Source organism: Microbacterium jepli (assembly GCF_047237905.1).
Classification (GTDB): Bacteria; Actinomycetota; Actinomycetes; order Actinomycetales; family Microbacteriaceae; genus Microbacterium.
Genome location: NZ_JBDFLW010000005.1, coordinates 1,143,085 through 1,161,831, shown reverse-complemented (window position 1 = coordinate 1,161,831; position 18,747 = coordinate 1,143,085). Strand labels below are relative to the sequence as shown.

Here is an 18,747-nt window from a genome sequence, read left to right as displayed (position 1 = left end):
CGTCCCACACCTGCGGTTGACCTTCGTGAGCGATTCTGCTCAAATACTGTCAAAACGATCAACAACGATCCGGTCAGCCGGACGACACGAAAGCAGGACCATGGATCGCACCTTCGTCGAAGACGAGATCGCCTCGCAACCCCGCACCTGGGGCGATGCCGCGCGGCTCGCACCGTCAGTGGCATCCGCGCTGCCCTCCCCGGGTGAGCGCGTCGCGTTCGTGGGCTGCGGCACGAGCTGGTTCGTCGCCATGTCGGCCGCTGTGCGCCGGGAGACCGCCGGGCTCGGGCTCAGCGACGCCTTCGCCGCCAGCGAGTTTCCCGCCGGACGCGAGTACGACCGCGTCGTGGCGATCTCGCGCTCGGGCACCACCACGGAGGTCATCGAGCTCCTCGCCGCGGTCGACGGCCCGACCACTCTCATCACCGCGGTGGGCGACTCCCCCGCCACCGCGCACGCTGATGAGACCGTCACGCTTGTCTTCGCCGACGAGCAGTCGGTCGTGCAGACCCGCTTCGCCACCAGTGTGCTCGCCCTGCTGCGCGCGCACTTCGGCGAAGACCTCACCGACGCGATCGCCGACGCCGAGACGGCGCTGGGCATCGACGTGTCACCTCTCACCGATGTCGACCAGTGCTCCTTCGTCGCCACCGGCTGGGCCGTGGGGTTGGCGAACGAGGCGGCGCTGAAGACCCGGGAGGCCGCGCAGTTCTGGGCCGAGGCCTATCCGGCGATGGACTACCGTCACGGCCCCGTCGCGATCGCGCAGCCCGGACGGCTGGTCTGGAGCCTCGGCGGCACGCCCGAGGGCCTGAAGGCGGAGGTGGATGCCACGGGTGCCCGCTTCGTGGAGCACGATCTCGACCCGCTCGCCCGCCTCATCGTGGCGCAGCGCTTCGCCGTCGCACTGGCCCTCGGCAAGGGACTGGACCCCGATCGGCCCCGCTCGCTCACGCGTTCTGTCATCCTGGCGTGATCGACCCCAGAGCCATCGGCATCGACGTGGGCGGCACGTCGATCAAAGCAGTCATCGCCGACCTCCGCGATGGTCGCGCGCTCCACGAGGAGCGCGTGCCGACCCCCGCTCCCGACCCGGACGGACGACGCGTGTGCGCGGCGGTCGCGGAGCTGCTGCGCGGCCTCCCGGACGCCGATGACCTCGCTGTGGGCGTCGTCGTCCCGGGCGTCGTGGACGAGGGGCACGGGCGGACCATCCACTCGGTGAACCTGGGCTGGCGGGAGCTCCCCCTCGCCGCGATGCTGCAGGAGAGCGCCGGACGGCCCGTCGGCTTCGGTCATGACGTGCGCGCGGGCGCCCTCGCCGAGCTGCGCTGGGGCGCGGCCGTCGGCGAGACGGGGGTGGTCGCCTTCGTGCCGATCGGCACCGGCATCGCCGCGGCGATCCTGGTCGACGGCAGACCCGTGGTCGCCGACGGCTGGGCGGGCGAGGTGGGCCAGGCGCTCGTGGGGTCCGGCCCGCACACCGGTGAGCGCGTGGAGGCCGTCGCGTCCGCCGCCGGCACGGCCCGCCGCGCCGCCGAAAAGGATGCCCGTCGGGTCGTCGAGCGGATGGTCGCCGGAGACGCCGTCGCCCGGCAGGTGTGGGACGAGACCGTGGCGGTGCTCGCCGAGATGATCGCGAACCTGTCGATCGTCGTCGCACCGCGCACGATCGTGGTGGGCGGCGGTCTCGCCCTCGCGGGTGACGCCCTGCTCGAACCGCTCGCGACGGCTGTCGGTTCGCGCCTCGGCGCCCTGCGTGTGCCCGAGCTGCGCCTCGCCGCCCTCGGCGACCGCGCCGCCGCGCTCGGCGCCGCCCTTCTCGCCGAGGACCGCGCGTGACGGTCGTCATCAGCGCCGCCGCCGTTCAGGACGCGTGCGGCGACATGGGGCCAAGCTGGCTCCTCGTCGATGGCGGACTCGTGCGCGACCGCGGGACCGGCCCCGCGCCGGAGGTCCACGGCGCCGAACGCGCGACCGTCGACATCGTGGCGCCCGGACTCTTCGACTCTCACGTGCACGGTGCGCGCGGCGTGGACTTCGGCTCTCCCGGCGTCGATCCGGGACCGGCGCTCGAGCTGCATCGCGCGTTCGGAGCGACGACACTGCTGGCCTCCGTGGCCACGCGCGCCCCGGGCGCTCTGCTGACGCGCATCGGCGAGCTGCGTCCGCTGGTCGAGGCGGGCACTCTCGCCGGGATCCACCTCGAGGGTCCGTGGCTCGCCCCCGCGCGGCGGGGCGCCCATGCCGCCGACCTTCTGCGCGCTCCGCTCAGCCACGAGATCGATGGCGTGCTCGAGACCGCGGCCGGGACGCTGCGCATGGTGACGCTCGCCCCGGAACTGCCCGGCGCGTTCGCGGCCGTCGAGCGGTTCGCGCAGGCGGGCGTGATCGTCGCGATCGGTCACAGCGCCGCGGACGCCGCGACGGCGGAGCGGGCGATGGATGCCGGCGCCTCCGTCGTGACGCATCTGTTCAACGGGATGCCGCCGCTGCTGTCGCGCGAGCCGGGCATCGTCGGGGTGGCTCTCTCGCGCTCCGACGTCACGGTCGAGCTCATCGCCGACGGCGTGCACGTCGCGGACACGGTCGTGGAGGTCGTCTTCGCCGCGGCATCCGGTCGCGTCTCCCTCGTCTCCGACGCGATGTCGGCCACCGGTCTGGGTGACGGCCGCTACGACCTCGCGGGCAGCGACGTCACCGTCGCGGACGGCGTGGCGCGTCTGTCGGACGGCAGCTCGCTCGCCGGCAGCACCACGCCGCTCGGGGCCGTCGTCGAGCGTCTGCTCGCTCGCGGGCTCGACGCGGGCGACGTCCTCGCCGCGGCATCCCTCACTCCCGCCCGCGCGCTCGGCATCGAACTGCCGGCGCTGCGCGTCGGAGATCGCGCCGATCTCGTCACGGTGACCGGCGGCACCCTGCGTGCGATGGGAGACGGAGCATGGCTCGCTTCGTCGCGGTGACCCCCAACCCCGCCGTCGACGTGACATACCGCGTCGACCGGCAGCTGATCGGCGAGACGGTGCGCGTGCGCGACGTGGCTCGTCGCGCCGGCGGCAAGGGCGTCAACGTCGCCCGCGTGCTGCATGCCCTCGGCCGCGATGTCGTGGCCGTCGCACCGCTGGGCGGCGACGCGGGCGAGGGCCTCGGCCGCGAGCTGACCGCCGACGGCATCCCCGTCCGGGCGACGCCGATCGACGGCGACACGCGCTTCACCATCGCGGTCGTCGACGACATCGCGCATCCCACCCTTCTCGCCGAGCCCGGGCCCGCCTGGACCACTTCGCTATGGGAGGCGCTGTGCGGCGCCGTCGGCGACGTGGTCGGTCAGGACGACTGGGTCGTGATCGCCGGCTCCTTTCCACCGGGCACCCCGCCGGACGCGACCGCGACGCTGGTGGGCGCCGCACGCTCACGGGGTGCGCGGGTGGTCGTCGACACGAGCGGTCCGCACCTGCTGGCCGCCGCCGATGCCGGCGCGGACGTCGTCAAGGCCAACGCCGAAGAGGTGCGCACCGCCACAGGATGCGCCGATGTGCGTGACGCGGCGGTGCGTCTCGCGGCACGCGGCGCACTGGTCGTCGTCTCGCTCGGCGCGGACGGCTTGCTCGTCCGCGATCCGGACGGCACCGTGAGCCGTCACCCCGCCGTGGCGGAGGTCGCGGGCAATCCGACCGGAGCGGGCGACGCCGCCACGGCGGGACTGGTCGCCGCCCTCTCCGATGGGCGCGACATCGGCACCGCCGCCGGCTGGGCCGCCGTGGCCGGCGCGGCCGCCGTGCTGCATCCGCTCGCCGGAGCCGTCGATCCCGCCGACCTGCTCACCCTCGCCCATCGCGCCGATGTCGACGTGCGAGGGCTTCTCTCTCCTTCTCACCCCCTCTGGAGTTCTTCGTGAAGACCCGTACCCTCACCGATCCCGTCCTCGACGCGCGCGAGCGCGCCGTCGGCATCGGCGCCTTCAACGTCGTGCAGCTCGAACACGCTGAGGCGATCGCGCAGGGCGCGGAGCGTGCCGGCCTGCCGGTCATCCTCCAGATCAGCCAGAACTGCGTCGATTACCACGGCGCGCTCGCGCCGATCGCGAGAGCGACCCTCAGCATCGCGCGGGCGATGTCGGTGCCGGCCCTCGTGCACCTCGATCACGCGGACGACGTCGAGCTGGTCGCGGAGGCTGTCGAACTGGGCCTGGACAGCGTCATGTTCGACGGGTCGGCGCGGCCCTACGAAGACAACGTGGCGCTCACCCGCCGGATGGCCGAGCTGTGCCGCGCGAACGACGTGCGGATCGAGGCCGAGCTCGGCGAGGTCGGGGGGAAGGACGGCGTCCACGCTCCCGGCGTGCGCACCGACCCCGCCGACGCCCGCCGCTTCGTGGAGCAGACGGGCGTCGATTGGCTCGCCGTCGCCGTGGGCACCAGCCACGCGATGACCCGGCGGGAGGCCGCCGTCGACACGGATCTGATCGCGCGCATCGCCGCCGCAGCATCCGTCCCCCTCGTCCTGCACGGCTCGTCGGGTCTCAGCGACGACATGCTCCGCGCGGCCGTCACGGCCGGCATGAGCAAGATCAACATCTCGACGCATCTCAACGCACTGTTCACGCAGGCGCTGCGGACGGCACTGGCCGCGGACCCGGCGCGCGTCGACCCGCGTCGCTACATCGCGCCCGCCCGAGAGGCCGTCGCCGTCGAGGTCGAGCGCCTCCTCCGGCTGCTGAACACGGACTGATGGACGCCTTCGCGCTGCTCGACGTGCCGCCCCTGCCGACGCCGGCGCGGAGAGAGCTCGTCGCGATGTTCCGCGCGAGCCTCGCCGATAAGGCGGTGCCGGTGATCCTCGGTGATGTCACCGACGACGACGTGCTGGCCGCCTTCGCCGAGATCGTGCCCGACGCGCTCGCGCACCAGCAGGCGCTCGGCATCCCGGCCGAGGTCACGGCCGAGACACTGCGCGACATCGGCGGCAAGCACCGCAGCTTCGGCGCGCGCACCGAGGTTCCGTGGCTGCTCGGCATCCTCCGCGGCGACGTGATCTCCGTCGGACGTCTGCAGGTGGAGCGGCGCTCCGGGTCGCAGGGACACGGCCTGCATATCCCCGAGCTCGGTCCGCTCGTCCCCGCGGCCGTCGACGCCTCTCTCGGACGGGCGCACGACCTCCTCGGGGCCACGGACTTCACCTGCACGAGCTGGCTGCTCGAGCCCGCCCTCGCCGCCGCACTGCCAGGCACCAACATGGCGGCCTTCGCCCGTCGCTTCACCCTCGACGCCGATACGACCGCACCGAGCGATGCGGGCGCCCGATCGGCGGCGAAATTCGTGTTCGGACGTCCCCTCGCCGACGTGCTCGACCCGGCTGCGGTGACGCCGCGCACGAGGCTGGAACATCTGGTGGTCCAGCGCCTGCGGGAGGGGCCGGGCTGGTCGGAACCGAGCGGCACGCTCACGTTCGCGGCCGGTTCGCTCGAGCGCAAGGGGATGCCACGGCCCGAACTCGCGACCTAGGCTCGCCGGCATGACCCGCACCGACCGCGACCACGACCTCGTCCTGCTGGGCGCGACCGGCTTCGTCGGGAGGCTGACCGCCGAGCACCTCGTCGCGTCGGCGCCGAAGGATGCGCGCATCGCTCTCGCCGGACGATCGCCCGACAAGCTGCGGAAGCTGACCAAGCAGCTCGGCGTCGACTGGCCGACCGTCGTCGTCGACAGCTCCGATACTGCGGCTGTCGAGCGGCTCGCGGCGTCGACCGGTGTCGTCGCGACCACCGTCGGGCCCTATCTCTCGCGGGGGCTCCCGCTGGCGACCGCCTGCGCGCGGGCGGGCACGTCGTACGCCGACCTCACCGGCGAAAGCGCGTTCGTCGCGCGGTCCATCGCCGCCAACCACGGCATCGCCGGCGCCTCGGGTGCGCGCATCGTGCACTCGTGCGGCTTCGACTCCATCCCTTCCGACCTCGGGGTCGGGCTGTCGGCCGAAGCCGCGGGCGGCGGTCCGTTCGTCGAGGCGATCGCGCAGGTGCGCTCGATCCGCGGCGGCGTCAGCGGCGGGACCATCGACTCCCTGCGGCAGCAGCTCCTCGCCGCGCAGTCCGACGCGCGCCTGTGGCGCCTCATCTCCGACCCGTTCGCCCTCACGCCCGGGCCGTCCGTGCGACTTCCGGCAGGCAGCATCCCGCACGGCACCTCTCGCGACCGCGCGACCGGACGCTGGCAGGCGCCGTTCGTCATGGGGGCGTTCAACCGGCAGATCGTGCAGCGGTCGAACTACCTGACCGGGTGGGGCTACGGGCAGCTGCTGCGCTACCGCGAGGTCGTCGACACGCTCCCGGGCGTGCGCGGCCGCGCGCTGGCCGCGGCCGTCGACGTGCTGCCCGTCGTGCTCGGAGGCGCGCTGACCTTCCCGCCGACGCGCGCGGTGCTGGACCGTCTCCTGCCGGCACCCGGGGAAGGCCCGAGCGAGGCGACGATGGAGCGGGGCCGGTTCTCGATCGACGTCGACGTCTACCCCGTCGACGGCCGGCCGATGCGCACGCGGGTGGCCGCACCCTACGACCCCGGCTACCGGGGCACCGCCGTCATGCTCGGAGAATCCGCCCTCAGCCTGGCGCTGGACGACCTTCCCGACCACGCCGGCGTGCTCACGCCGATGGTGGCGATGGGCCAGGCGCTCGCCGCGCGGCTGCGTGCCCACCGCTTCACACTCGACACCTCTCCCCTGCCCTGACTCCCTGCGCGCTCGCCCCGAATATCGAGCCCGTCGAGGACGACTTTCATGGCGCGCGAGCGTCCGCGAGCGACGAAAGCAGTCCCGAAAGCCCAGATCGCGGGGCTGAGAGCGACCGAAACAGGCCGTTCGCGCGGCGCCTACCAGCCGCCGCATCGATCGGGTCACCATAATGGGCCTATGACCGCACCGCGCATTCTCGTCGTGGACGATGAGCCGAACATCCGCGACCTGCTGATCACGAGCCTGCGTTTCGCGGGTTTCCAGGTCCGCGCCGTCTCCAACGGAGCGCAGACCATCTCGGCCGTGCTCGAGGAGGAGCCCGACCTGATCGTGCTCGACGTGATGCTCCCCGACATGAACGGCTTCAGCGTCACCAAGCGCCTCCGCGGCGCCGGGTACACCGCACCGATCCTCTTCCTCACCGCGAAGGACGAGACCGAGGACAAGATCGCCGGGCTCAACGCCGGCGGCGACGACTACGTCACGAAGCCCTTCTCGCTCGACGAGATCGTGGCCCGCATCCAGGCGATCCTGCGTCGCACGATGCAGGCCGACGAGGAGTCGATCATTCGCGCTGGCGAGCTGACGATGGACCAGGACACCCACGACGTGACGGTCGGCGACGTGTCGATCGACCTGAGTCCCACCGAGTTCAAGCTGCTCCGCTACCTGATGCTCAACCCCAACCGTGTGCTGTCGAAGGCGCAGATCCTCGACCATGTCTGGGAGTACGACTTCAACGGCGACGCCGGCATCGTGGAGAGCTACATCTCCTACCTGCGCCGCAAGATCGACCCGCACTCCAGCGAGGCGCTCATCCAGACCAAGCGCGGCTTCGGCTACATGCTCAAGGCGGGCAAGACCGCGTAACGCGCGGTCGCCGTGCAGATCCGAGGGGGCCGCTCTGGCTGACAAGACGGACTCGGTCACCTCCTGGTGGCGGGGCACGAGCCTGCGCGCCAAGGTGACGGGCGTCACCGTCGCCCTCCTCGCCCTCGGTCTCATCGCAGCCGGCGTCGGCACCGCCGTGTTCCTGCGGAACACCCTCATCGCGAGCACCGACGACCAGCTGCGGCAGCTCGCCGACACGAGCGCCTGGAAGACGGTCGTCGATCCGGTGATCAGCGCCGACGGCATCGAGTTCGCCGGGAAGACCGACTACCCCAGCGACTACTACGTCGCGATCTACGACCCCAACGGCGAACGCGTCATCGTCGCCGGCGGCCGCTCGGCCGCTACGAACGGGCCGGTCTTCCCCGAAAACGCCGACCTCGAGTTCAGCCGCAACCAGACCGATCCCTTCCAGCTGCCCAGCGCCGTCGGCGGAGCGCCCTACAAGGCCATCGTGCAGGTCTTCCAGGTGCCGAACGTGCCGACCTATTACACGCAGCTCATCGCGCTGCCGCTCTCGCCGATCGATCGCGTCGTGACCCAGTTCCTCGGCATCTACGGCGTCCTGGCGGCGATCACGATCATCGCGGGCGCTTTCCTCACCCGGCTGCTCGTCACACTCGCCTTCCGCAACCTCGGACAGGTGGAATCCACCGCCATGGCGATCGCCGGCGGCGACTTCAGCCAGCGCATGACCGACGTCGAGCCCGGCACGGAGGTCGGCCGCCTCAAGATCGCGATCAACACCATGCTCGGGCGGATCGACGGTGCACTGTCGGATCGCGACGCCACCGTCCGCCAGATGCGTCGGTTCATCGGCGACGCGAGCCACGAGCTGCGCACGCCGCTGGTCACCGTCCGCGGCTACGCCGAGCTCTATCGCATGGGTGCGATCACCGGCGACGAGGACGTCGCCCAGGCGATGGAGCGCATCGAGAAGGAGGCCATGCGGATGGGCGTGCTCGTCGAGGACCTCCTCGCGCTCGCCCGCCTCGACGAGCGGCGCGATGTCGTCATCGCCCCCGTCGACCTGCGTCCCATCGCGCGCGACGCCGCCATGGACGTCCGCGCCGCCGCGCCCCAGCGCCCGGTCACGGTGCTCGACGACCCGCCTCCGCTGGCGGCGGAGCCCGCGGCATCCGCTCCTCCTGACCCCGACGACGCTCCCGACGAGGACGCGCCACGGCGCGGGGGCCCGCAGACGTCGGCGATCGCCCGCGCCGGCGCGACCCTCTCGCTGCTGCGGCGTCGTCCTCGATCGACGGATGCTGCGGGCCGGGGTGACTCCGCAACTGAGGGTCCGGTCATCGCCGAGCCGGTGCCGCCGATCGTGCTGGGCGACGAGAACCGCATCCGGCAGGTGGTGACGAACCTGCTCGGCAACGCGCGCCGGTTCACCTCGGAGGACTCCCCCATCGAGCTGCGCATCGGCACCGACGTCACCGCGGGCATGGGCTGGATCGGGGTCATCGACCACGGCGAGGGCATCCCCGAGCAGATCCGCGACAAGATCTTCCAGCGCTTCTGGCGAGCCGACACGTCTCGCACGCGCGAGACCGGAGGTACGGGGCTCGGACTCTCCATCGTCGCCTCCATCGTCGACGCCCTCCACGGCACCGTCGGCGTGGACGAGACCCCCGGCGGCGGGGCGACCTTCCGGGTCGCCTTCCCGCTAGCCCAGACGCGCAACGCGGCCGACCACCTCTTCATCGAGACGCAGCCCATCCCGCGTCTGACCGACCCGCCGCGCAGCGACCGCGACTGACCGGCGCCGTACCCGGCGCTCAGCGCCGCTGATGTTCGGCGCCGCCGATCCTCCCCACTGGGAGCGGCGACCTCCTCGCCACGGATGCATCGCGAGCCTCGGATGCCGCGTTCCCCGCCGCCTAGCGTCGGAGCACACCATTCCCGACCCGAGGAGCACATCCGTGGCCACCTACTCCGTCGACAGCGACCAGCTGCTCACCGCCACCGCCGCCATGCGCGGCACGGCCGACCGCCTGCAGGGCGAGACATCGGCCATGATGTCGCAGCTGACGCAGCTGCAGTCGACGTGGACCGGGAGCGCCGCCCTCGCCTTCCAGGGCGTCGTCGACCGTTGGCGGGTCGCCCAGCGCGGCCTCGAGGACAGCCTGAACGAGATCAACGCGGCCCTCGCCGCCGCTGGCCGGCAGTACGCCGACGCCGAGCAGCTGAACGCCGGCCTGTTCCGCTGACCCGGAACCGCGGGAACGACGAAGCGGCCCCGGCTGCCGGGAACGACGAAGCGGCCCCGGCAGATGCCGGGGCCGCTCGTGTCATTCAGACGTGGATCAGAAGTCCATGCCACCCGACGGGTCACCCATCGGCGCCGCAGCCTTCTCGGGCTTGTCGGCGACGACGACCTCGGTCGTCAGGAACAGACCGGCGATCGACGCGGCGTTCTGCAGCGCGGAGCGCGTGACCTTCGCCGGGTCGATGATGCCCTGTGCGAACAGGTCGCCGTACTCGCCGGTCGCGGCGTTCAGGCCGTGTCCGACGGGCAGGTCCGCCACCTTGTTGGAGACGACGCCCGGCTCGAGACCGGCGTTGAGGGCGATCTGCTTCAGAGGCGCCTCGATGGCGACCTTGACGATATTCGCGCCCGTGGCCTCGTCACCCGTGAGCGACAGCTTCTCGAAAACGATCTTGCCGGCCTGGATGAGCGCGACACCACCTCCGGCGACGATGCCCTCCTCGACGGCTGCCTTCGCGTTGCGGACGGCGTCCTCGATGCGGTGCTTGCGCTCCTTGAGCTCGACCTCGGTCGCAGCGCCCGCCTTGATGACGGCGACGCCACCGGCCAGCTTCGCGAGGCGCTCCTGGAGCTTCTCGCGGTCGTAGTCGCTGTCGGTGTTCTCGATCTCGCGACGGATCTGGGTCACGCGACCCTCGATCTGGCCCGAGTCGCCGGCACCCTCGACGATGGTGGTCTCGTCCTTGGTGATGATGACCTTGCGGGCGTGGCCGAGCAGGTCGGTGGTGGCGTTCTCGAGCTTCAGGCCCACCTCTTCGGTGATGACCTGTCCGCCGGTGAGGATCGCGATGTCCTGCAGCTGCGCCTTGCGACGGTCGCCGAAGCCGGGAGCCTTGACGGCAGCCGACTTGAAGATGCCGCGGATCTTGTTGAGCACGAGGGTCGCGAGAGCCTCACCCTCGACGTCCTCGGCGATGATGACGAGCTCCTTGCCCTCCTGGATCACCTTGTCGACGATCGGCAGAAGGTCCTTGATGTTCGAGATCTTCTGGTTCGCGATCAGGATGTACGGGTCTTCGAAGACCGCCTCCTGACGCTCCGGGTCGGTGACGAAGTAGGGGTTGATGTAGCCCTTGTCGAAGCGCATGCCCTCGGTGAGCTCGAGCTCGGTGCCGAAGGTGTTGGACTCCTCGACGGTGACCACACCCTCCTTGCCGACCTTGTCGATCGCCTCGGCGATGAGCTCGCCGATCGCGGGGTCGGCGGCGGAGATGGACGCGGTGGCGGCGATCTCCTCCTTGGTCTCGACCTCCTTGGCGCTGTTGAGCAGCTCGTCGGAGATGGCCGCGACGGCCTTCTCGATGCCGCGCTTCAGCGAGATGGGGTCGGCGCCGGCGGCCACGTTGCGGAGGCCCTCCTTGACGAGCGCCTGTGCGAGGACGGTGGCCGTCGTCGTGCCGTCACCGGCGACGTCGTCGGTCTTCTTCGCGACCTCCTTGACCAGCTCGGCGCCGATCTTCTCGTACGGGTCGTCGAGCTCGATCTCCTTGGCGATCGAGACACCGTCGTTTGTGATCGTGGGGGCGCCCCACTTCTTCTCGAGCACGACGTTGCGACCGCGGGGGCCGAGCGTCACCTTGACGGCGTCGGCCAGGATGTTCAGGCCGCGCTCGAGACCGCGACGGGCCTCTTCGTCGAAAGCGATGATCTTTGCCATGTGTATGTCGTCCCTCCCGGACCTGAGGTCCGGACGTAGCGAATGGTCTTTGGCACTCGGAGATACCGAGTGCTAACCCCATTCTGGCACTCGCCCCAGGGGAGTGCAAGCCGCGCGGAACGGCATGGCGAAGCATCCGTCGTCTATGGCGACGAGCGGATGCCGCGGGTCAGCGGACGACCTGCACCGATTCGGCCTGAGGGCCCTTCTGACCGGTTCCGACCATGAACTCGACGGTCTGGCCCTCCTCGAGCACGCGGAAACCCGACATGTCGATGTTGGAGTAGTGGACGAAGACGTCCTGGCCGTCCGCCACGGTGATGAAGCCGAAGCCCTTCTCGGCGTTGAACCATTTGACGGTGCCCTGGGTCATGCGAATCACTCCTGTTGCTGGTGGTCAGGAGCATCGTATGCACCGGGATCAGCGCGATCCGGGCCGTCCAGCGACTGTTGACACGGGTGCACCGAACTTTTTACCGGCGTGAAACACGCCGCCGCGTCAGGGGCCGTCGGTGGGCGTCGGCGGGGTGGAGGTGCGATCGAGGCCGATGACGACCGTGAGCTGCCTGGCGTCGGGTTCGAGCGGCTGGTAGACCTCGCTCTGCTCGACGCGCGCGCCTCCGATGACCTGGGCGAGGCCCAGGGCGGCCGGCTCGTCGGCGGGGAGCAGGTAGTACACCGTGGTCTGCGGGAAGTCCGAGCTGCCCGCACCGCCGGCCAGCACGGCGTCGCTCGCCCAGCCGGCCTGCACCACGACGTCCTTGACCTGCGTCGCGAGTCCGTCCTCCGGGGTCGCGTTCAGGATGCTGACGTTGTAGCTCGTGTCGACGACCGGCGTCACGACGGGCGTGGGTGTCGCCGAGGGGGTGGGCGTCGGGAAGAGCGTCACGCGGCCGGACGCGACGAGCGTGCCGAAGATGCCGAGCGCGATGAGGACGATGGTCGCCACCGCCGCCCAGAGGAAGATGACCCACCCGCGCATGTGGGGGTTCTCGGAACGGTGCGCGCCGACCCGGCCGTGCGGCGAGGGGAGGTCGTCGAAGCGATCCTTGGGGAAGGAGGGTCTCGGCATCCCTGGATCCTACCCAGCAGCCCTGTGACCGACCGCCGCGCGGCTCACTGCGCCGCAGCGGCCCGGGAGAGACGGGCGCTCTCGCGCGCGTCGCGGATGCGCCGCAACCGCTTCACCAGCATCGGGTCGTAGGCGAGCGCCTCGGCCGTCTCGAGCAGACGCCCGAGCAGCTGATAATAACGCGCCGGCGACAGGCCGAACTCGGCCCGGATGGCCTCCTCCTTCGCCCCGGCATGGCGGCTCCACGCGGCTTCGAAGTCGAGCAGAGCGCGGTCGCGGTCGGTCAGAGGCACGCTGTCACGCTAGACCGCGGACACCGTCGCCTCCGGTAGCCACTCCACGGAACCTCCCAATGGATCGACGCGAGCCAGCGGCCGCCCGTCGAGGGCGAGTGCGAAACCCGAGCCGACGCGCTCGGTCCACGTGTCGTGGAGACCGACGGGGTCGACGGTGATCCAGCGGGCGTGGAGGGCGCGGATGCCGGTGAGGAGCCTGTCGCGACCGGCGCGGGGGATGTGCGGCAGCACCCCTGGAGTGGTCACGACGAGCGTCGCCCCCGCGGGCGCCCGAGCCGCGACATTCCTCAACAGCGTCTCGTCGGTGGCGTCGCCCGCCACGAGCACCGGCGGATCGGCGGCGACCACATCGAGCGCGGCCTCGATGCGCTCCACGCGGCCCTCCTCCCCCGGCCACACGAGCGCCGTCAGGAAGCGCCGGTCGTCCGGGTCGCCGGCGTCGAGCGGGCTGAGGTCGATGCCCGCCCGCCAGATCACGTGCGGCATCCCCAGCTCTGGACTCCCCCGCAGCACGGAGTGCAGCACGACGTCCGACACTCCGTCCACCGGATCCAGCGCCGCCTCCTCACCCGCGTACCGGTAGGAGTAGCGGTCGGGGTAGAGGCACAGACCCGCGCTGGCCCCGATCTCGAGGAGGGCGATCGGTCCGGGCACGAGCGACAGCGCAGGGAGGAGCGCCGCGCACCGCAGCGGCTCGTTGGTCTGGATGCTGCGGCCACCGCACTCGGTGACGACCTCGTGCGCGTGCGTCCGAACCCAGCGCGCCCAGGCGGCGTAGCGGCCCTCCGGGGCGCCGAGCATCCGCGTGACGGCGAAGACGAGCGGCGGCTGCCGGTGGTTCGCCGCGACCCGGCTCAGGATCGCCTGCACCGCCGGGTCCCCGGCGACCCCGCGCGCCCACTCCTCGTAGAGGGCGGATCTGCCGGGCGCCTCCTCGCGCGCGAAGCGGTCGTATCGCTCCGCGACGGCGGCCGCGGAATCCTGCATCATGCGGCCATCCTCGCCCACGACGACTCCGCGAGGAGCCCCGCCGTGCCCGGGTCGGGTTGAATAGAGGGGAGCAACGAGGAGAAGGTCATGAGCTACGAAGTCACCAAGACCGACGCGCAGTGGCGCGAGGAGCTGGGCGCCGATCGCTACGCCGTGCTGCGCCAGGCGGGCACGGAGCGCGCCTGGACGGGCGAGCTGCTCGACGAGAGCCGAGCGGGCCTCTACACCTGCGCCGGATGCGGCTCCGAGCTCTTCCGCAGCGGCACCAAATTCGACTCCCACTGCGGATGGCCGAGCTTCTACGAGTCCGTGCGCCCCGACGCCGTCGAGCTCATCGAAGACCGCTCGCACGGCATGGAGCGCACCGAGGTGCGCTGCGCCACCTGCGGCTCGCACCTGGGTCACGTCTTCCCCGACGGCTTCGGCACCCCCACCGGCGACCGCTACTGCATGAACTCGCTGTCGCTCGAGTTCACCCCCGAGGCCTCTGCGTGACGAGCGCATACGAGGCCGCCCGCACGCGCCGTTCCCTGTCGAAGGTGACGGATGCCGCGCCCAGCCATGACGAGCTCGTCCGGCTCATCGGAGCGGCGGGCCGTGTGGCCGACCACTCCGCGCTCGCGCCGTGGCGCCTCATCGAGCTCCGCGGACACGACCGCGACCGGCTGGGACGCGCGCTCCACAAGGCGGAGGGCAAGAAGGGGTCGTCGACGAAGCCACAGCGTGCCCCGCTGCTGATCGCGGTCGTCGTCAGCTACCGCAAGAGCAAGGTCGCCCGGTGGGAGCAGGAGACCGTCGCCTCGGGCGTCGCGCACATGCTCAGCCTGCTGCTCGACGAGGCCGGCTGGGGCGTGTTCTGGCGCACCAGCGGCGAGCACACCCGCGCGAAGGCCGTGGCGAAGGCGCACGGGCTGAAGAAGAACGAGGAGCTGCTCGGCTGGCTCTACGTCGGCGGCAAGCCGACCCGCGGCCGGCCGAGCCGCATCAAGACGATCGACGCGACGCGGCACCTGTCCGCCATGCCGCGCTGACACGAAGCATCCATGGGTCTTGGCGACTCATGTACCGGCCGCGCGTGGAGGCTTACACCGTATACCTATATCGTTGAGCCGGGCTGGCGTCGTGACCACCCGGGAAGGTCGCCGATGGTCCCTCGCAGCCGAGCGCTCCTCCAGCAATGGGTCGATGAGTTCGTCGCCGACCACCCCTCCAGCTCCTCCTCGCAGGTCGCCCTCCAGGACGAGCTCGACGGCGCAGACGCCGGCCTGGTCATCGTGCCGCTCTTGAACGCCGCCACCACGGTCTACATCCAGCCAATCGACGTCGGTGAGGCTCGCTGGCAGGTGACCTTTGAGGCCCGGTCTGAGCCGGTGCAGCTCGTAAGCGAGCGAGTGCGTGCCCTGGCTGCCGAGCTCGTCCTCGCGGCTGACCTCTGCGCGTTCCTCGAAGCACGGTCTGCTGCAAGGGATCACGAACGGACCGTCGGAGCGGGCGAGTAGCACCGACCGCCGCGCCCGACACCTGGGGACGCGCCAGGTTACTCCATCGGAATGTCGAAGAAGTCGCCGAAAAGGGCTTCTATATCGCCGGTGTCCCGAGCGTCGAACGCGACCGTCTCTTCCGCGATCACGACGCGCGAGGTGCCGGTCACGAGGACGGAGACGCCACGGTCGCCCACGACGGTGAAGTTGACGAAGGTGCCGGACGTGCCGGCCGCGCCTTCGATTGCAGTCTTGAGAGCCGGCACGTCCTGTTCTTGTGCGAGCAGAAAGGTCACGTCGTCGATGGCGATCGAGTGCCGCACCATCGACTTCTGGGTGTCCACCATGACAGCACTTTCACCCACGTTCCGTGGTCAGACTGCCGGGGTTGCCTCGCACGGCGAAACATGCGACGTTGATGGGGCCCCCAACATTGCCGCGGTCCCGTGTCGCTGCCGCCGTGGCCCTCGCCATTCTTTCCCGGGTAGCGGCATACGGCGGTAGTCATCGTGGGCCAATTCATCTTCGAACAGACCCAGCGAACGGAGTTCGAGGACCGGCTGTTGCTGCACCTGCAGACGGTCATCGGGTCGAAGCTCCGACGTGGGGAAGCGTTCTTCTTCACCTGGCGCGAGGACACCAGTGTCGGCGGCGGACGCACCAGCGTCTGGATCTCCCCCGCGTCCAGCATCATGTTCAAGTACCACGGCAGCCGGATCGCACAACTCAGCAAGCCGTGGCTCGAAGCGCTCACGTATGTCGCCAACAGTCCCGGCGGCCTGCACGTCGTCCCCGAGCCCAGCCAGGGAGGCGTCGACCGTCTGACAGGCGAAGCACTCCACGCCCCCAGCCCGGAATGACCCGGGCCTCTGGAGCCGACTACGGGACTTGAACCCGTAACCCCCGTATTACAAGTACGGTGCGCTACCAATTGCGCCAAGTCGGCAAGGCGCTCAGTCTATCGAGGCGCCCGGGCCGCCGCCGATCAGCCGGCGGGGGTGGGTGTGGCCGCCGGAGTGGCGGACGCGGCACCGGGGGTGGGCGTCGGCGTGCTGTAGTACGCGTCGCTCGCGACGGTCAGCACGAACTGCGCGAACTCCTTGGAGTCGGTCGGGGCGCCGACGTACGGCGTGCCGTTGACGAGGACGGTGGGCGTGCCCTGCAGCGACATGCCGTCGGTGTTCGGCAGCGACTTGAGCGCGCGGTCGGTGGCGTTCTTCGCCCACGAGGAGAACGACTCGTCCTCGATGCAGGAGCGGACGATCTTCGGGTCCTTGACGCCGGAGGCGACGGCGAGGGCCGCGAGGTCGGAGTCCGACATGCCGTCGGAGTCGACGTCGGGCTGCTTCTTGAGGAGCTCGTTGTTGAACGTGAAGAACGCGTCCGGCGAGTGCGTCGCGACGCACGCGGCGGCACTGGCGGCGCGCAGCGAGTACTTCGTGCCGTTCGACTTCGAGGTCAGCATCGCCACGGGGTAGTACGTCAGCGTCGCGACGTCCTGGCTGACCCACTTCGACAGCTGCTGGGCGTTGGCGGCCTGGAAGTCGCGCGAGCTGGCGGAGAGGTAGTCCACGTAGACCCGGATGTCGACGGCCGGACGGTCGGAGGCCGACGGGTCGGGCGAGGGCTCGGTGGTCGGGGTGGCCGACGGCTCCGTCGAGGGGACCGTGCCGGCGTCCGGCGCCGTCGCGTCGGTCTCGGCAACCGAGGAGACGCCGGTGACGGTCGTGACGACGAATCCGTCGTCGTCGACGGTGGCGGGCTGGAGCTGAGGGCGCGACGCGCTCGACGTGAAGGCCCAGGTCACCACCACGGCGGCGACGGCGACGATCGCCACGGCCCCGATCCCCAGCGCGATGCGCCGGATCAGGCGGACACGGCTCTGCCGTGCCTGCACCTGCTGAGCCTTTTCGCGCACGGCCTCACGGCGGTCGCGCGGCCCAGACACGGGGGGTGACTGGTCGTCTGACATGGAACCTCTTATGGAGAAAGACAGCCGGATGTCCGGCGGGGCCGCACGGGTGAGGCGACGGATCCGATGCTAACCAGGCAGTCTGGGAAATGCCCAGACATGGCCCGTTCGGGCGGTGTGCGAACAGCGCGCTTTGGCCGGAGCGCCGCGGCATCCTACCGGGTGCACTCCCAGGCGGATCTGACATACTGGTTCCGCGTCCGACGATGGGCGTGCGGGTGCGATTCCCGCTTTCTTTACTACGGATCGTCCGGCACGTACCTGCCGGTGAAGGAGAACACACATGGCTTCCGTCACGTTCGACAACGCCACCCGCCTCTACCCCGGCGGCACCCGCGCCGCGGTCGACAAGCTGAACCTCGACATCGCCGACGGCGAGTTCCTGGTCCTCGTCGGCCCCTCCGGCTGCGGAAAGTCCACCTCGCTGCGCATGCTGGCCGGCCTCGAAGAGGTCAACTCCGGCCGCATCCTCATCGGCGACCGCGATGTCACCGACATCCCGCCGAAGGATCGCGACATCGCGATGGTCTTCCAGAACTACGCGCTCTACCCCCACATGACCGTCGCGGAGAACATGGGCTTCGCGCTCAAGATCGCCGGTGTCGGCAAGGAGGAGCGTGCGTCCCGCGTGCTCGAGGCCGCGAAGCTCCTCGACCTCGAGGACTACCTGACCCGCAAGCCGAAGGCCCTCTCGGGTGGCCAGCGTCAGCGCGTCGCCATGGGCCGTGCCATCGTGCGTCAGCCCCAGGTCTTCCTCATGGACGAGCCGCTGTCGAACCTCGACGCCAAGCTGCGCGTGCAGACCCGCACCCAGATCGCGTCGCTGCAGCGCCGCCTCGGCGTCACCACGGTCTACGTCACGCACGACCAGACCGAGGCGCTCACGATGGGCGACCGCATCGCCGTGCTGAAGGACGGCCTCCTCCAGCAGGTCGGCACGCCCCGCGACCTGTACGAGAAGCCGAACAACGTGTTCGTCGCCGGCTTCATCGGCTCCCCCGCGATGAACCTGTTCCAGGCCGACCTGGCCGACGGCGGCATCCGCTTCGGCACCGAGATCGTGCCGCTCGACCGCGACACCGTCGGCCGTGCCAACGGCAGCCAGGTCACCGTGGGCGTGCGTCCGGAGGACATCGTCGTCGGCCCCGCCGACGGCCGGGGCCTCCCGGTCGTCGTCGACCTCGTCGAGGAGCTCGGCGCGGACGGCTACCTCTACGGCCACACCGAGATCGGCGGCAAGCGCACCGACATCGTCGCGCGCGTCGACGGTCGTTCGCACCCGAACGCCGGCGAGACGGTCACGCTGGCGGCCACGGCCGGTCACGTGCACGCCTTCGACGTCGAGTCGGGCGAGCGCCTGAACGACAAGCCGGTCGTCTCGGCCTGA

General features: G+C 70.7%; 22 protein-coding genes and 1 tRNA gene. 15 read left to right on the top strand and 8 right to left on the bottom strand.

Annotation, left to right across the window (positions count from 1 at the left end):
• Positions 1–100: 100 nt before the first annotated feature.
• The 10 genes from ABC304_RS09730 (at position 101) to ABC304_RS09685 (ending at position 9,833) form a co-directional block, all read left to right on the top strand.
• On the top strand, positions 101–976 hold the full coding sequence (locus ABC304_RS09730) for an SIS domain-containing protein (protein ID WP_412930408.1): 876 nt from the start codon (positions 101–103) through the stop codon (positions 974–976).
• Positions 973–1,842: an ROK family protein gene (locus tag ABC304_RS09725; RefSeq protein ID WP_412930407.1), complete on the top strand. Its 870-nt coding sequence runs from the start codon at positions 973–975 to the stop codon at positions 1,840–1,842. The genes ABC304_RS09730 and ABC304_RS09725 overlap by 4 nt, the downstream gene beginning before the upstream one ends.
• Positions 1,839–2,963, top strand: coding sequence for an N-acetylglucosamine-6-phosphate deacetylase (locus ABC304_RS09720; RefSeq protein ID WP_412930406.1), 1,125 nt, complete (start codon positions 1,839–1,841; stop codon positions 2,961–2,963). Before ABC304_RS09725 ends, ABC304_RS09720 begins: the two co-directional genes overlap by 4 nt.
• Positions 2,942–3,898 carry a 1-phosphofructokinase family hexose kinase gene (locus ABC304_RS09715; RefSeq protein ID WP_412930405.1) on the top strand — a complete coding sequence of 319 codons (957 nt, stop codon included), beginning with the start codon at positions 2,942–2,944 and terminating at the stop codon, positions 3,896–3,898. The genes ABC304_RS09720 and ABC304_RS09715 overlap by 22 nt, the downstream gene beginning before the upstream one ends.
• Positions 3,895–4,731 (top strand): class II fructose-bisphosphate aldolase, encoded by an 837-nt coding sequence (locus ABC304_RS09710; protein ID WP_412930404.1) that lies wholly within the window; start codon positions 3,895–3,897, stop codon positions 4,729–4,731. Before ABC304_RS09715 ends, ABC304_RS09710 begins: the two co-directional genes overlap by 4 nt.
• The gene (locus ABC304_RS09705) at positions 4,731–5,504 is read left to right on the top strand and encodes a hypothetical protein (protein ID WP_412930403.1); all 774 of its coding nucleotides are present in this window, start codon (positions 4,731–4,733) and stop codon (positions 5,502–5,504) included. The genes ABC304_RS09710 and ABC304_RS09705 overlap by 1 nt, the downstream gene beginning before the upstream one ends.
• A 10-nt stretch (positions 5,505–5,514) precedes the next feature.
• Positions 5,515–6,723 (top strand): saccharopine dehydrogenase family protein, encoded by a 1,209-nt coding sequence (locus ABC304_RS09700; protein ID WP_412930402.1) that lies wholly within the window; start codon positions 5,515–5,517, stop codon positions 6,721–6,723.
• Positions 6,724–6,903: 180 nt separating this feature from the next.
• Positions 6,904–7,596, top strand: coding sequence for a response regulator transcription factor (locus ABC304_RS09695; protein WP_412930401.1), 693 nt, complete (start codon positions 6,904–6,906; stop codon positions 7,594–7,596).
• A gap of 94 nt (positions 7,597–7,690) precedes the next feature.
• Positions 7,691–9,382 carry a sensor histidine kinase gene (locus tag ABC304_RS09690; RefSeq protein ID WP_412930400.1) on the top strand — a complete coding sequence of 564 codons (1,692 nt, stop codon included), beginning with the start codon at positions 7,691–7,693 and terminating at the stop codon, positions 9,380–9,382.
• Positions 9,383–9,545: 163 nt separating this feature from the next.
• Positions 9,546–9,833: a WXG100 family type VII secretion target gene (locus tag ABC304_RS09685; protein WP_127096120.1), complete on the top strand. Its 288-nt coding sequence runs from the start codon at positions 9,546–9,548 to the stop codon at positions 9,831–9,833.
• 96 nt (positions 9,834–9,929) lie between these two features.
• On the opposite strand, the gene groL is transcribed toward ABC304_RS09685, so the two are convergent.
• The 5 genes from groL to ABC304_RS09660 form a co-directional block, all read right to left on the bottom strand.
• The gene (gene groL / locus ABC304_RS09680) at positions 9,930–11,549 is read right to left on the bottom strand and encodes a chaperonin GroEL (RefSeq protein ID WP_412930399.1); all 1,620 of its coding nucleotides are present in this window, start codon (positions 11,547–11,549) and stop codon (positions 9,930–9,932) included.
• Between the two features lie 169 nt (positions 11,550–11,718).
• Positions 11,719–11,922, bottom strand: coding sequence for a cold-shock protein (locus tag ABC304_RS09675; RefSeq protein WP_412930398.1), 204 nt, complete (start codon positions 11,920–11,922; stop codon positions 11,719–11,721).
• 126 nt (positions 11,923–12,048) lie between these two features.
• Positions 12,049–12,621 (bottom strand): LytR C-terminal domain-containing protein, encoded by a 573-nt coding sequence (locus ABC304_RS09670; protein WP_412930397.1) that lies wholly within the window; start codon positions 12,619–12,621, stop codon positions 12,049–12,051.
• Between the two features lie 44 nt (positions 12,622–12,665).
• On the bottom strand, positions 12,666–12,914 hold the full coding sequence (locus ABC304_RS09665; protein ID WP_412930396.1) for a DUF3263 domain-containing protein: 249 nt from the start codon (positions 12,912–12,914) through the stop codon (positions 12,666–12,668).
• Positions 12,915–12,923: 9 nt separating this feature from the next.
• Positions 12,924–13,907 carry a DUF2332 family protein gene (locus ABC304_RS09660; RefSeq protein ID WP_412930395.1) on the bottom strand — a complete coding sequence of 328 codons (984 nt, stop codon included), beginning with the start codon at positions 13,905–13,907 and terminating at the stop codon, positions 12,924–12,926.
• Between the two features lie 87 nt (positions 13,908–13,994).
• Here ABC304_RS09660 and msrB point away from each other — a divergent pair, with 87 nt between their 5' ends.
• The 3 genes from msrB (at position 13,995) to ABC304_RS09645 (ending at position 15,406) form a co-directional block, all read left to right on the top strand.
• Complete coding sequence (gene msrB / locus ABC304_RS09655) at positions 13,995–14,402, top strand: peptide-methionine (R)-S-oxide reductase MsrB (RefSeq protein ID WP_412930394.1); 408 nt, start codon at positions 13,995–13,997, stop codon at positions 14,400–14,402.
• Entirely contained in the window at positions 14,399–14,938 is a 540-nt protein-coding gene (locus ABC304_RS09650) for a nitroreductase family protein (protein WP_412930393.1), read from the top strand. Before msrB ends, ABC304_RS09650 begins: the two co-directional genes overlap by 4 nt.
• 114 nt (positions 14,939–15,052) lie before the next feature.
• Positions 15,053–15,406, top strand: a complete 354-nt coding sequence (locus tag ABC304_RS09645; protein ID WP_412930392.1) for a hypothetical protein — start codon at positions 15,053–15,055, stop codon at positions 15,404–15,406.
• Positions 15,407–15,444: 38 nt separating this feature from the next.
• Here the strand turns inward: ABC304_RS09645 and ABC304_RS09640 are convergent, their stop codons facing one another.
• The gene (locus ABC304_RS09640; RefSeq protein WP_412930391.1) at positions 15,445–15,735 is read right to left on the bottom strand and encodes a hypothetical protein; all 291 of its coding nucleotides are present in this window, start codon (positions 15,733–15,735) and stop codon (positions 15,445–15,447) included.
• Positions 15,736–15,897: 162 nt separating this feature from the next.
• Between ABC304_RS09640 and ABC304_RS09635 the strand changes: the two genes are divergently transcribed.
• Positions 15,898–16,248 carry a DUF7882 family protein gene (locus tag ABC304_RS09635; RefSeq protein WP_412930390.1) on the top strand — a complete coding sequence of 117 codons (351 nt, stop codon included), beginning with the start codon at positions 15,898–15,900 and terminating at the stop codon, positions 16,246–16,248.
• 10 nt (positions 16,249–16,258) lie between these two features.
• On the opposite strand, the gene ABC304_RS09630 is transcribed toward ABC304_RS09635, so the two are convergent.
• Both ABC304_RS09630 and ABC304_RS09625 read right to left on the bottom strand, forming a co-directional pair.
• Positions 16,259–16,334, bottom strand: a tRNA-Thr gene (locus ABC304_RS09630).
• Positions 16,335–16,373: 39 nt separating this feature from the next.
• Positions 16,374–17,285 (bottom strand): DsbA family protein, encoded by a 912-nt coding sequence (locus ABC304_RS09625; protein WP_412930389.1) that lies wholly within the window; start codon positions 17,283–17,285, stop codon positions 16,374–16,376.
• 358 nt (positions 17,286–17,643) lie between these two features.
• Between ABC304_RS09625 and ABC304_RS09620 the strand changes: the two genes are divergently transcribed.
• Entirely contained in the window at positions 17,644–18,747 is a 1,104-nt protein-coding gene (locus tag ABC304_RS09620) for an ABC transporter ATP-binding protein (protein ID WP_412930388.1), read from the top strand.